The 13,190-nt window shown below is 73.6% G+C and carries 12 protein-coding genes; 6 read left to right on the top strand and 6 right to left on the bottom strand.

Going from position 1 to position 13,190, the window contains the following annotated elements:
* Window positions 1-34 precede the first annotated feature (34 nt).
* Window positions 35-1,132, bottom strand: coding sequence for a hypothetical protein (locus OHA34_RS02905; RefSeq protein WP_329520610.1), 1,098 nt, complete (start codon window positions 1,130-1,132; stop codon window positions 35-37).
* Window positions 1,133-1,310: 178 nt separating this feature from the next.
* Between OHA34_RS02905 and OHA34_RS02900 the strand changes: the two genes are divergently transcribed.
* Window positions 1,311-2,474, top strand: a complete 1,164-nt coding sequence (locus tag OHA34_RS02900; protein ID WP_329520609.1) for a winged helix DNA-binding domain-containing protein — start codon at window positions 1,311-1,313, stop codon at window positions 2,472-2,474.
* Window positions 2,475-2,572: 98 nt separating this feature from the next.
* Window positions 2,573-3,175 (top strand): GNAT family N-acetyltransferase, encoded by a 603-nt coding sequence (locus OHA34_RS02895; protein WP_329520608.1) that lies wholly within the window; start codon window positions 2,573-2,575, stop codon window positions 3,173-3,175.
* A 3-nt stretch (window positions 3,176-3,178) separates the two neighbouring features.
* On the opposite strand, the gene OHA34_RS02890 is transcribed toward OHA34_RS02895, so the two are convergent.
* Window positions 3,179-3,778, bottom strand: coding sequence for a TetR/AcrR family transcriptional regulator (locus OHA34_RS02890; RefSeq protein WP_285943515.1), 600 nt, complete (start codon window positions 3,776-3,778; stop codon window positions 3,179-3,181).
* A gap of 72 nt (window positions 3,779-3,850) precedes the next feature.
* Here OHA34_RS02890 and OHA34_RS02885 point away from each other — a divergent pair, with 72 nt between their 5' ends.
* Window positions 3,851-5,014 carry an FAD-dependent monooxygenase gene (locus OHA34_RS02885; RefSeq protein WP_329520607.1) on the top strand — a complete coding sequence of 388 codons (1,164 nt, stop codon included), beginning with the start codon at window positions 3,851-3,853 and terminating at the stop codon, window positions 5,012-5,014.
* 35 nt (window positions 5,015-5,049) lie between these two features.
* On the opposite strand, the gene OHA34_RS02880 is transcribed toward OHA34_RS02885, so the two are convergent.
* The 3 genes from OHA34_RS02880 to OHA34_RS02870 all read right to left on the bottom strand — a co-directional run bounded on the left by OHA34_RS02880 (window position 5,050) and on the right by OHA34_RS02870 (window position 8,307).
* The gene (locus tag OHA34_RS02880; RefSeq protein WP_329520606.1) at window positions 5,050-5,649 is read right to left on the bottom strand and encodes a dihydrofolate reductase family protein; all 600 of its coding nucleotides are present in this window, start codon (window positions 5,647-5,649) and stop codon (window positions 5,050-5,052) included.
* Window positions 5,646-6,506 (bottom strand): metalloregulator ArsR/SmtB family transcription factor, encoded by an 861-nt coding sequence (locus OHA34_RS02875; protein WP_329520605.1) that lies wholly within the window; start codon window positions 6,504-6,506, stop codon window positions 5,646-5,648. Before OHA34_RS02875 ends, OHA34_RS02880 begins: the two co-directional genes overlap by 4 nt.
* A gap of 136 nt (window positions 6,507-6,642) precedes the next feature.
* Entirely contained in the window at window positions 6,643-8,307 is a 1,665-nt protein-coding gene (locus OHA34_RS02870; RefSeq protein WP_329520604.1) for a DUF885 domain-containing protein, read from the bottom strand.
* A 1,012-nt stretch (window positions 8,308-9,319) separates the two neighbouring features.
* Here OHA34_RS02870 and OHA34_RS02865 point away from each other — a divergent pair.
* From OHA34_RS02865 to OHA34_RS02855, 3 genes are read left to right on the top strand one after another with little or no spacing between them, the layout of a single operon-like run.
* Entirely contained in the window at window positions 9,320-10,333 is a 1,014-nt protein-coding gene (locus OHA34_RS02865) for an AAA family ATPase (RefSeq protein ID WP_285943520.1), read from the top strand.
* Entirely contained in the window at window positions 10,330-11,364 is a 1,035-nt protein-coding gene (locus tag OHA34_RS02860) for a DUF58 domain-containing protein (protein ID WP_329520603.1), read from the top strand. Before OHA34_RS02865 ends, OHA34_RS02860 begins: the two co-directional genes overlap by 4 nt.
* The gene (locus tag OHA34_RS02855) at window positions 11,361-12,308 is read left to right on the top strand and encodes a VWA domain-containing protein (RefSeq protein WP_285943522.1); all 948 of its coding nucleotides are present in this window, start codon (window positions 11,361-11,363) and stop codon (window positions 12,306-12,308) included. The genes OHA34_RS02860 and OHA34_RS02855 overlap by 4 nt, the downstream gene beginning before the upstream one ends.
* Here OHA34_RS02855 and OHA34_RS02850 read toward each other — a convergent pair.
* Window positions 12,279-13,115, bottom strand: a complete 837-nt coding sequence (locus tag OHA34_RS02850; RefSeq protein WP_329520602.1) for a rhomboid-like protein — start codon at window positions 13,113-13,115, stop codon at window positions 12,279-12,281. The two genes, OHA34_RS02855 and OHA34_RS02850, sit on opposite strands and share 30 nt — an antisense overlap.
* Window positions 13,116-13,190: the final 75 nt, after the last annotated feature.

Here is a 13,190-nt window from a genome sequence, read left to right as displayed (position 1 = left end):
CCCGGTGCCGCGGCCTGCGATTCTCATGGTCCTTTCAGGAACTTCTGAGACCCGGTTCAGCGGGCGCGTCCGGGACCGCGGGGGCTGGGGCGGCCTCGGCGGTGGCGTCGGCCCACGCCGACCCGCCGCCGGGTCCCGTTCCGGTGGTCACGATCACCACGGGCGGCGCGGCCGAGGACGGCGCCCCCGGCTGGGGCGGCGGGACGGGGGTTCCGGGTGCGGGGCGGGTGGCGCTCGTCCAGGTCGTCTTCACGACGTCGATGACGACGTCCTTGGCGACGTCGCGCATCATCGCGCGCAGCACCTCCCGCAGCGCGATCTTGAGGGCGTCGCGGACGAGGTCGGCGATCACGGTCTCGATCGCGAGGGCGGCGGCGCGGTCGGCGAGCCGTCCGGCCAGGCCGCGGGCGGTGCGGGCCAGGTCGCTGCCGGCCGCGGCGGCGACCAGGTCGCCGGCGGTGCGGGCGGCGTCGCTTCCGGCGGCGCGGGCGGCCAGGCCGGCCGCGGCGGCGGTGAGGGGGGTCAGCTCGGCGAGCGTGACGGCCTCCTGCGCGCGGTCGCGCACGGACCCGGCGACCTCGCGGGCGGTCTCCCGGGCGGTCTCCTTGACCACCCGCACGACGATGTCGCGGCCGACGTCCAGGGCGACTTCGACCGCGACGTCGGCGACGGTGTCGAGGGCGGCGTCGACGACGGCCCTGGTGGCGGCCTGGACCAGGGGCGCGGACGCGGTGCGCCCGGCGACGTCCAGCGCGGTCGCGGTGGCGGCGCGCGCGAACGGGCTGCGGGTGGCCAGGCGGCGCGCCGCGACGGCCATCGGATGCGCGGCGGCCTGCTCTGCGGCGATCATCGCGGCGGTGGTCACCTCCAGCGCGGTGCCGGTGACCGGGTTGGCCGCGGCGGCGGCGCGGGCCTCGGCGACGGCCCGCCCGGCGGCGGCGGAGGCGATCTTCACCGCGGCGTCGTGGGCGGCCTGCTCCACGGCGCGCATGACGGGCGTCCCGGAGATCTGCTCGACGATCCGGGACGCGGCGCGGGCGGCGGCGTCGCGCGCGATCCGCCGGGCCGGATCGTCCGCCGGGCCGGGCGCCCGCCCGCCGGTGTCGTCGGCGATCTCGGCGTTCTCGTCCACGGCCACGCCCCTATATCCCGTCCGGCTCCTCAAATCACCATAACTTCCGTTCGCCGTGATCGCTCCGCCGCCGCCCCGCCGGTCCATCCGCCGGAGCCTGTAATCGAGGACCGAAGCTGTCCTTGTTGCTGCCTAGTGTGGGTGCCCGGAGACCGTCGACACCGAGGAGCCGTGCCCGATGAACGTTCGTGCCGAGAGCGTGCTGCGCCTGTCGTTTGAACAGGTGTGCGCTCGGCGGCTGGAGCGGCACGCGCTGGCGGCGCCGGTGCGGGGGACGCCCGCGGAGGTCGTCGCGGCGATGGCCGGGACGCACGCGCAGGTGATGTCGGCGGCGGAGCTGGCGGTGGGGCTTCGGTCGGAGGGCGCGACCCGCGCGGACGTGCGGGAGGCGCTGTGGCGCGACCGGAGCCTGGTCAAGGCGTTCGGGCCGCGCGGGACGGTGCATCTGCTGCCGGCCGTGGACCTGTCGAGGTGGGTGGGGGCGTTGTCGGCGCTGCCGCAGGAGCGTCCCGGGTTCACCGAGAAGGCGGCGTTGACGCCGGGGCAGACCGAGGAGGTCGTCGCGGCGGCGGGCGAGGCGGTGCGGGACGGGGATCTGACGGTCGAGGAGCTGGGCGACCGGATCATCGCGCTGACCGGCGGATGGGCGGGCGATCTGGTGATGCCGGCGTTCCAGGGAATGTGGCCGCGGTGGCGGCAGGCGCTGCCGCTGGCGGGCGCGCGGGGCGCGGTGTGCTTCGGGCCGAACCGGGGCCGCAAAGTCACCTACTCCGACCCGCGGCGGCGGGTGCCGGGGTTCCGGCCGGCCGGAGCGGAGGAGTCACTGGGCTGGCTGGTGCGGTCCTACCTGCATGCCTACGGGCCCTCCACACCGGAGCGGTTCGCGCATTGGGCGAGTGTGCCGGCGGCGTGGGCGCGGGAGTTGTTCGCCTCGCTCGGTGCGGGACTGGAGCGGGCGGAGGTGGAGGGCGAGGCGGCGTGGACGGCGGCCGGTGACACCGCCGTCCCGGCGGATCCGCCTCAGGGGGTGCGGCTGCTGCCCTACTTCGACGGATACGCCTACCGGGTGGGGAACCAGCCGCCCGCGCTGCTGTATCCGGGGACGGCGGGGCAACGGGCACTGCGGGGCAATTTCCAGTTGCTGCTGGTCGAGGGGCGGGTGGCGGGGCTGTGGCATCAGCGTCGCTCGGGCCGCCGGATCGAGATGACGGTGGAGTCGTTCGCGGTCCTGGACGGGACGCGCCGCGCGGAGCTGGAGGCGCAGGTCGCGCGAGTCGGTGAGGTACTGGAGGGCGAGCCGCGACTGACGCTGGGCCCGGTGACGGTCGGCGGCCACGCCTGACCGCGGATCCGGGTACCGGGGGCGGGGCCGCCGACGGTGAGCCTGTCAGGCGGGTCGGGCCGGTGGTACCGTTCGCGGCTGCGGAGGAGGTGGCGGCGTTGGCGGAGAAGGGCGGGCCGGTGCTGCGGACGGGGCGGCTGGTGCTGCGGCGCTGGCGGGACGAGGACCGTGCGCCGTTCGCGGAGCTGAACGCCGACCCGCGGGTGATGGAGCACTTCCCCGCGCCGCTGACGCGGGCCGGCAGCGACGCGCTGGTGGACGGGTTCGAGGCGGGCTTCGAGCGGCGCGGGTTCGGGCTCTGGGCGCTGGAGGTCGCCGCGACGGGCGCGTTCATCGGGTTCACCGGCCTGTCGGTGCCCTCCTTCCAGGCGCCGTTCCTGCCCGCGGTGGAGATCGGGTGGCGGCTGGCGCGGGACGCGTGGGGGCACGGCTACGCCGCCGAGGCGGCGCGGCGGGCGCTGGCGTTCGGGTTCGAGGACGCGGGCCTGCGGGAGGTGGTGTCGTTCACCTCGGTGCCGAACGAGCGGTCGCAGGCGGTGATGCGCCGCATCGGGATGCGGCCGGACGCGGCGGGCGCGTTCGATCATCCGCGGCTGCCGGCCGGGCACCGGCTGGAGAGGCACGTGCTGTGGCGGCTGGACGCGGCGACGTGGCGGGCCGGGGGCGCGGCGGGCGGCGGGGGGTCGCCCGCCGAGGGGTGACCGCTAGCGCAGCAGGCCGGTGAGGACCTCGTGGACGCCCCGGCGCAGGTCGGCGGGGGCGAGCGGGGCTCCGGCGCCGGCGAGCGCGTCGAACATCACGCCTTCGGCGAAGACGACCAGGTGGTGGCCGTGCCGGACGGGATCGCAGGATCCGGCGGCGGCCATGAGGTCGGTGGCGACGGCGCGGAAGCCCCGTCCGCTGGCGTTGTAGATGGCGCGCAGCTCGGGGCGGCGGGTGGCCTCCAGCGCCAGTTCGTAGCGGGCCAGGGTGCGGCGCCGGTCGTCGGTGACCTGCAGGTGCAGCATCCGGGCGACGAGATCGGCGAGCACGCCCATGTCGAGCGTCCCCCCGTCCCCGTCCCCGGTCCCGGGTCTGGGAGCGCCAGTGTCGGCGAAAAGGGCGAAGCGGCGGTTCTCCAGCTCGGTGAGGCGGACGAGGGTCAGCTCCAGCAGGGCGGCGCGGGTGCGGGCCAGGTTGGAGGTGGAGCCGGGCGGGAGTCCGGCGGCCTCGTCGACCGCGCGGTGGGTCAGCCCGCGCATGCCGCGTTCGGCGAGCAGGGTGATGGCGGTCTCGGCGATGAGCTCGGCGCGTGGCGACGTCACAGCCGGATACTACTTGCGTAGTCCCACTACGGCCGTAGTATGACACTACGGACGTAGTGAGGGAGGAGTTCGATGACACGGCACGCAATCGTGGCCGGCGGGGGCATCGGCGGGCTGACCGCCGCCGCGGCCCTGCACCGCAACGGCTGGACGGTGACCCTCTACGAGCGGGCGGCGTCCCTGGACCCCGTCGGGTCGGCGCTGGCGATCGGCCCCAACGGGCTGCGCGCCCTCGACACCCTGGGCGCCGGCGACGCCGTCCGGGACCTGGCCGCCTTCCAGGGCAGCGGCGGGCTGCGTCGCGCCGGCGGCGCCTGGCTAAGCCGCACCAGCGCCGAGGCCGCCGCCGCCCGCTACGGCGACCCGGTCCTCGTCCTGAAACGCAGCACCCTGGTCGGGATCCTCGCCGACCGGCTGCCACCCGGAACCGTCCACCTCGGCGTCACCGTCACCTCGGTCGCCCCCGACGGCACCGTCACCACCCCCGCCGGCACCGAGCACGCTGACCTGGTCGTCGCGGCCGACGGCATCGCCTCCCCCACCCGCGCCGCCCTGTTCCCCGGCCACCCCGGCACGCGCTACTCCGGCCTGACCGCCTGGCGGTTCCTCACCACCGCCGGCCCCGCCGGGACCGGGCCGTCCGAGACCTGGGGACGCGGCCTGGTGTTCGGGGTGATGCCCATGGCGGGCGGCGTCATCTACTGCTACGCCACCGCGCCCGCCCCCGAGAACACCCGCGAGGCCGGCACCGAGCACGCCGCGCTGCGGCGGCTGTTCGGGACCTGGCACGACCCCATCCCCGCACTGCTGTCGGCCGCGACCGGCGGCCCGGTGCTGCGCAACGACATCGCGTTCATGGACCACCCGCTCCCCGCCTACCATCGCGGACGGGTCGCCCTGCTCGGCGACGCGGCCCACCCCATGACGCCCAACCTCGGCCAGGGCGCCTGCCAGGCCCTCGAAGACGCCGTCGTCCTCGCACACGAGGTCACCGCCGGCGGCGGACTGCCCGCCTACACCGCGGCGCGGCGGCCCCGCACCACCGAGGTGATGCAGCGCTCGCACCGCATCGGACGCCTCACCGCGCTCAACGGCCACGCCACCGTCGCGGCCCGCGACGCCGCCCTGTGGCTGAGCGGCCGCCTCGGACCCACCGCGCTCCTGCGCCAGGCCGACTCCCTCTACCGGTGGCGGCCACCGCTCCCGGACGCCCCGCACGCCGGCCGCGCCTCATAGGGGCCCCGCTCCCCCGCGGCGCGGGCCGCGCCGGTTCAGCGGACCCGGTCGTAGACCATGGCCATCTCGCCCATCGTGCCGGTCTCCTGGCGGGTGAGCGTCCACTGCGTGGCCGGCAGGCCGTCGTGGAACAGCCGCTGCCCGCCCCCGGTGATCTCGGGGAAGATCATGAGATACAGCCGGTCCAGCAGGTCCGCCGCGAGGACCTCCTTGATGAGGCTGGCGCTGCTGTTGACGAGGATGTCGCCCTCGCCGGTGGCCTTGAGGTCGGCGACGACGTCGGCGACGGGGGCGTTCACCACGCGGGCGCGTTCCCACGGCGCCTCGGCCAGGGTGGTCGAGAAGACCACCTTGTCCGTGTCTACCAGCCACTTGGCGTATCCGCGGTCACGGGGGTCGGCGTTCTCGTCCGCGGCGACCGTCGGCCAGTAGCCGAGGAACCCCTCGGCGTTGATCCGGCCGAGCAGCGCCGTCGTCGCGCCCTCCCAGATGCGGGTGAGGTAGTTCCGCGCGACCTCGCTGGTCACATACGGGGCGAAGGCGCCGAAGTCATTGGCTCCGCCGGGGCCGTTGTAGCGCCCGTCGAGGGAGAGGCTGATGTTCGCGGTCACCCTGCGGCCGGTCTGCTCGGTCATGTCGTGCTCCTCATGTCGGTGTTGGTGTCGTCGGTGTCGGGGGAATCCGCGGCGAGGATCGCCGCGAGTCGGTCGAGGCTCTGGCCGAAGCCGATCTCGATGCCTGCGACGAAGTCCGCGGAGTCGACGGCGCTGTCGGTGATCCGCCAGTGGACGTCGAGGTCGGTGCCTGTGCCGGTGGGCCGCAGGCCGATGTCGAGGTGGGAGGTGAAGGCGAGGCCGCCGTCGGGGAGCCGCGGGGAGAGCCGGTAGGCCAGGTGCTCACCGGGACGCGCCTGGTCGACGACTCCCTCCGCGCGCCCGGCGACCGGGTCGGAGCCGTCGGCGTCCTCGGCGTCGCGGTACTCCAGGACGATCCGCCCACCCGGTCCCGCCTCGAAGACCAGCTCGGAGACGCGCAGGTCGTCGGGCGCCCACCATCGGGCGAGCAGACCGGCCTCGGTCAGGTGGCGCCAGACCAGCTCAGGGCTCCCCGTCAGCGACCGGAGAAACCTGAACGAGCGGCCGTCGGCCCACCCCGACCCCTCCGCGGCGAGCCGCTCGGTGTGCAGGTTGAGCCCGTAGCGCTCAAAGGTCTCGCGCGAGCCGCCGGCCCGGTCCGCGGTGTCGGCGAGCCGGCCGAGTGCAGCCGCCAGATCCCGCAGGGGTGCGGACCGGAGCGCGTAGATGCGGCGCTGGCCGGAGCGCTGGGAGGTGACGACGCCGGCGCGCTCCAGGGTCTGAAGGTGCTTGGTCGTCTGCGGCTGTCGCGCCCCGGTGAGCTGGGCGAGGACACCGACCGGGCGGGGCCGCTCTGCTAACAGGGTGACGAGCCGCCAGCGGGCCGGGTCGGCCAGGGCGGCGAGGAGTGCGTCCATGAGCACAAATATGCACCATGGAGAATATTCGTGTCAAGGAATAAGTTGGGGCGGTCGAGACCGGCCAAGCCAGACCCAGTTCGAAGGACTCCCAGCCACCACCCCGGCACCCCCGAAACGGCAGCGCCCCAGAGGGTCACGCGCGGGCGAGCTCGACGCGGAGACGGTCCAGACCCATCGGCCCCAGATCCAGGCCACGGCGATGGAACGCCTTGAGGTCGAACGCCGCGCCCTCACGCCGCCGAGCCTCCGCACGCGCCTCCAGCCACACCTTCTCACCCACCTTGTAGGCGATGGCCTGCCCCGGACGGCCGAGATACCGGTCGATCTCGAACGCGACACGCGCCTCGGGCTCCGGCCCGATATGAGCGCGCAGGAACTCGCGGCCGAGCTCCGGCGTCCACCGCTCCCCCTCATGGAAACCGGTCCCCGCCGGGATCCGCAGCCGAAGATGCAACCCGATGTCCAAGACCACCCGGGCCGCGCGGAACTGCTGCCCGCCCGCCAGCATCCCCAGCCGATGCGCCGGATCCCGGTACAGCCCGAGCTCGTCCATCAACCGCTCCGCATACAGCGCCCACCCCTCGCACACCCCCGGATACAGCTCCGACGACGTCCGCTGGTACCGGTTGAGCACCGCGGTGTTCAGGGTGGCCGCACCTATCTGGAGATGATGGCCCGGGACACCCTCATGGAACATCGTCGACGGAACGGTCCAGGTCACCATCTCCGGACCGGTGAACGTCCACCACACCGTCCCCGGCCGCGACAGGTCCTCCGACGGCGCCAGATAGTAGATCCCCGACTCGACCGGAGGAATACGGCAGTCGACCCGCCGCAACCCCTCCGGAATGTCGAAATGCACCCCGTCCAGATCAGCGATCGCCCGGTCGGCCAACTCCTGGATCCAGTCGCGGAACGCCCCCGCACTGCTCACACGATGGGCAGGATCGGCGTCCAAGGCCGCCCGCACCGCCCCCAGCGGCTCCCCCGGCATGACCTGGCCCGCCGCGGCGGCGATCTCGCCCTCGATCCGGGCCAGCTCCTCCCACCCCCACGCGTAGGTCTCCTCCAGGTCCAGCGTCGTACCCAGAAAATCACGGACACCGAGCTGGTAACGGTCACGGCCCAGCGCATCGGTCTCGGGAGCGAGCGGCGCCAGATCCCGCGACAGGAACTCCGCGAAACCCGCGAGCGCAGCGGACGCCTCGACGACCGCACCCTCCAGCGCCCCGCGCAACCGGCCGTCGCCACAACCGGCCGGCAGCCCCGCCAGATACGCCGGGAACTCCAGGCAGGTCTCAGCGTTGCGGACGACCTGGCGGCGCGCCGCGATCCGGCCCCCGTCCCGCGCCCGCTCCAACGACGTGCGGAGCCCGGCCAGCGCGGCCGGCAGCCCCCGAAGACGGGAATGCAGCGCCTCCCAGGGCGTGTCCGGGCCCTGGTCCACAAGCTCCACGGCCTGCCTCAACCACTGGACCGGCCCATCGGTGGTGTCGAGGAAACCCTCGCGAACCCCCGCCTCGTCCAGCGCGATCTCGGTCTCCAGCCGCTCGCGCAGCACCTCCGCCGCAACCCTCTCGGCCCCACCCGCACCGCCGTTCTGGACGGGAATCGCGGCGAGCCCGGCCAAAGTACGGCGGGACAGCTCAGCACGGGCCGCCATGCCGTCCGGCCCGTAATCGGTCAGGCACGCCTCCTGACCTGCGATCCCCATCATCGCCGCCCTGCACGGATCCAGAGCAGCGAAGTCGTCCACATAACGGTCAGCGAAGGCATCCAATGCGGTCACCTCGATCACACTACATACCGAACCTGATCTTGTCGCCAGACCGCCCGACCCCTCCGGCCCACACCCCCGAGACCACCAACAGCGAAGGTCAGACGCCCCCTAAAGCGGGCCACCGTCATCGCCGCCCGCACTCCCCGTCGGACCCGGCGACGGCATCCCCGGAGAGGACGGAGACAGCGACGGACTCGGCGACGGAGACGACGACGGCTGCTGCACCGACGGACTCGGCTCACGCGGCAACGGCGGCGGATCCTCAGCCCTCGGCTCACACGCGAACAGCACCAGCAACAACAACGCCAGCACCACCAGCACACCCGCCAACGTCAAAATCGCCGCGACCAGACCCCGCTCAGGCCGCCGCCCCCCACCCGGCCCCGGCACCACCGGCACCGGAGCACCCTCCAACGCCGGCTCCCCGGGCCCCGACCAATGCGGCCGGAACTGCGGCCCCCGCGACCGCCCCCGAAACCCAGCCCCCAGCAACACCGGATCCAAGAACCGCTCCGCACCCACCCGCTCCGCCTCATACGCCACCGCCACCCACGGCGCCGGCCCCACCGGCTGCGCCGCCACCACCGGCGCCGGATCACCCGGCCCCAGCCCCGGCGAACGCCCCGGACCCGGCACCGCCGCCTCGATCGCCGCCCGAAACCGGTCACGCGCCGCCGCATCACCCGCCGCCCCAAGCGTCAACACCGCGACCGTCGCCCGCCGCCCCTCACCGTCCACCCCCAGGAACACGATCCCCGCAGGAGACTCCGACAACCGCGCCGACAAACGGAACGGCCCCAGCTGAGCTGGATCCCCTGGGGGCAACGGCCTCGACATGGCCGCCAGACTAACAACCGCGCCCTACCATCGGACCAGCGCGCATCCGGCCACCCCCACCCGCCACCTCGCACCTCACGCCCGAAACCGGCGCCCGCCACCCGCACAGAACGCCGCGCAACGGGGTACAAGTGATCGCGTAGGGTCGAAAACCGCCGACCCACGCCCGCAGGACAAGTGAGGGACACACCAGATGACCATCGCCGCCCACGATGTCGACGAGGCCGCGGCCCTGCTCCAGCACACCGTGGCCGAGGTCAAAAAGGTCATCGTCGGCCAGGAGCACATGGTCGAACGCATGGTCGTCGCCCTCCTCGCCCAAGGCCACTGCCTCATCGAAGGCGTCCCCGGCGTCGCCAAGACCCTCGCCGTCGGCACCCTCGCCCGCGTCGCCGGCGGCACCTTCGCCCGCCTCCAGTTCACCCCCGACCTCGTCCCCTCCGACATCGTCGGCACCCGCATCTACCACCCCTCCACCGAACAGTTCGACGTCGAACTCGGCCCCGTCTTCGTCAACTTCGTCCTCGCCGACGAGATCAACCGAGCCCCCGCCAAAGTCCAGTCCGCCCTCCTGGAGGTCATGGCCGAACGCCAGGTCTCCCTCGGCGGCAACACCTACCCCCTCCCCAGACCCTTCATCGTCCTCGCCACCCAGAACCCCATCGAGTCCGAAGGCGTCTACCCCCTCCCCGAAGCCCAGCGCGACCGCTTCCTCATGAAGATCGACGTCCGCTATCCCGGCGCCCACGAAGAACTCCAGATCCTCCAGCGGATGAGCGTCGACCCGCCCGAGGCCACCGAGATCCTCGACACCGGCCGCCTCGCCGCCCTCCAACGCGCCGCCGCCGAAGTCTCCGTCCACGAACTGGTCGCCGACTACATCGTCCGCCTCGTCATGGCCACCCGCGAACCCGCCCAGTACCGCCTCCCCGACCTCGCCAAGATCATCGAAATCGGCGCCAGCCCCCGCGCCACCCTCGGCCTGGTCTCCGCCGCCCGCGCCCTCGCCCTGCTCTCCGGACGCGACTACGTCCTCCCCGACGACGTCCGCGCCGTCGCCCGCGACGTCATGTCCCACCGCATCGTCCTCACCTTCGACGCCCTCGCCGACGGCGTCGACACCGGCGACATCATCACCCAGATCATCACCGCCGTCCCCCCGCCCCGCGTGGTCTGGAACCACGGCGCCGCGGTGGCCCAGGCATGACCCCGCACACCCGGCACAGCGACAAACTCGCCGAACTCGCCCCAGAACGCACCCTGCGGCGCCTCGAACTCTCCGTCACCCGCCGCCTCGACGGCCTCCTCAACGGCGAACACCTCGGCCTCCTCCCCGGACCCGGCACCGAAACCGCCGAAGCCCGCCTCTACCAGCCCGGCGAAGACGACGTCCGCCACATGGACTGGGCCGTCACCGCCCGCACCACCACCCCCCACGTCCGCGACCTCATCGCCGACCACGAACTCGAAGCCTGGGCCCTCGTCGACCTCACCCCCAGCATGAACTTCGGCACCACCACCCTGGTCAAACGCGACCTCGCCGTCGCCGCCCTCGCCGCCGTCGGCTTCCTCACCGTCCGCCTCGGCGACCGCGTCGGCGCCTACCTCCTCCACCACGACCAGACCCGCCGCTGGCCCGCCCGCACCGGCAAAGCCGCCCTCTACGCCCTCCTCCAAGCCGTCCTCGACGCCCACACCGACGCCGAAGACCGCCCACCCCGAGGCACCGAACGCGGCCCGGCCCCCCACACCGCACCCGGCACCCCACCCGACGCCACCACCGGCCTCGCCGCCGGAATCACCGCACTCGACCGCGGCCAGACCCGCCGCGGCCTCCGCGTCGTCATCTCCGACTTCCTCGACCCCACCCCCGCCACACCCGGCACCCCACCCCCCTGGGAACGCCCCCTCCGCCGCCTCGCCACCCGCCACCAGGTCCTCGCCGTCGAGATCATCGACCCCCGCGAACTCGACCTCCCCGACATCGGCCTGGTCGAGATGACCGACCCCGAGACCGGCGCCGTCCACGAGATCGTCCTCAACCGCCGCGTCCGCGAACAGTACGCCCGCGCCGCCGCCGAACAACGCGACCGCACCCGCGCCGCCCTCCGCCGCTGCGGCACCCACCACCTCGTCCTGCGCACCGACCGCGACTGGATCGCCGACGTCGCCCGCTTCGCCCTCCGCCAGCGCCGAGCCGCCGGACGGCCCTTCAGCACCGCCGGGGGACGCACATGACCTTCCTGTCCCCCGAGCGCCTCTGGATCCTCGCGCTCGCGCCGCTCCTCGCCGGCCTCTACGTCCTGCTCCAGCTGCGCCGCCGCAAGTACGCCGTGCGCTTCACCAACCTCGCCCTGCTCGCCCAGGTCGCCCCCAGGCGCCCCGGCTGGCGCCGCCACGTCGCCGCCGGGCTGTTCCTCACCATGCTCGTCCTGATGATGATCGGCTTCGCCCGCCCCGCCACCGCCGTCAAGGTCCCCCGCGACCGCGCCACCATCATGGTCGCCATCGACGTCTCCCTGTCCATGATGGCCAAGGACGTCCCCCCCACCCGCTTCGAAGCCGCCAAGGAGGCCGCCAAGAAGTTCATCCGCGACCTCCCCACCCGCTTCAACGTCGGCGTCGTCTCCTTCGCCGGCAACGCCAGCCTCATCTCCGCCCCCTCCGCCGACCGCGACGCCGCCACCGCCGCCATCGACCAGCTCGTCCTCGCCAAACGCACCGGCATCGGCGAAGCCGTCTTCACCTCACTCCAGGCCGTCCGCTCCTTCGACTCCCAGGCCAGCCAGGACCCGCCCCCCGCCCACGTCGTCCTGCTGTCCGACGGCGACAACACCACCGGCCGCACCGTCCAAGAGGCCATCGACGCCAGCCGCGCCGCCCACGTCCCCGTCTCCACCATCGCGTTCGGCACCCCCTACGGCACCGTCGACATCGAAGGCGAGACCACCAGCGTCTCGGTCAACAAAGAGACCCTCCGCAGCCTCGCCGACAACACCGAGGGCAAGGCCTACGAGGCCGCCGACGCCGGCCAGCTCAGCGAGGTCTACGCCAACATCGGCAGCTCCCTCGGCTTCACCACCGAGCACCGCGACGTCGCCGCCCGCTTCACCGGCCTCGCCCTGCTGTTCGCCCTCGCCGCCGGCGGCGCCTCACTCGCCTGGTTCGCCCGGCTCCCCTAGCCGCCCGCCCGCGCCCGCACCTGTGCCCGCGTCCATACCCGGGGCGCCCCGCCGCCACCGAGGACGCGGCAAGCACCCCACCAGGTCCGGCGCCGCACGCGGCGGCACCACCAGCAGCATCACCCACGCCGCCGCCAGCCCGCACAACGTGGCCAGCAGATGCCCCAGATCCCACAACGACCTGCTCCACACCAGCGGACCCAGCACCCCCACCGCCAGCGCCGACACCCCCGCCGCGAGCCACCGGCCCCGCATCAGCAGCACCGCCGCCGCGCACCCCGCCACCATCATGTAGCTGACACCCACGTCCGTCGACACCGCCAGCCGCGCCGGCGCCCGCCCCGACTCCAGCGCCTCGGTCTCCAGCAGCGCCGTCAGCAGCGACCCCAGCACATGCCCGGTCAACCCGATCACGATGATCCGCGGCGTCCCGTGCCGCTGCTCGCCCCACGCCACCACCGTGACGAACACCAGGATGTACAGGCCCAGCCCCTCGCCCTTGTCGGCCACCCACAGCGCGCTGTCCAGCAGCACATGCAGTTCCGCCCGGCTCAGATTGGCCAGGTTGGTGCTCTCCAGCGTCGTCAGCACGCGGATCAGCGACGGCGGCGCGGCGACCTGCACCAGCGTGGACGCGGTGAAGATCGCGACGTAGCAGAACGTGGCCGGCGCCGACAGCACCCAGGCGTGCATCCGGCGCGTCCACGGCGACAGCCGCCGCACCATGGCCGCGGCCCGCCCCCACCACAGCCCCAGCACACGCAGCACGTACCACGCCAGGATGAGCACCCCGCCCGCAACGACCATCCCGCCCCCGCGATCATGGACCCGCCATCAACTGCACTGTCCCACCCCCCGTGCCCCGCGGGCGGCATCAACACC

This window comes from Spirillospora sp. NBC_01491, from assembly GCF_036227065.1.
Classification (GTDB): domain Bacteria; phylum Actinomycetota; class Actinomycetes; order Streptosporangiales; family Streptosporangiaceae; genus Spirillospora; species Spirillospora xylanilytica.
Note: the sequence above shows the minus strand (reverse complement) of the source record. Positions and strands in the feature narration are given on the sequence as shown.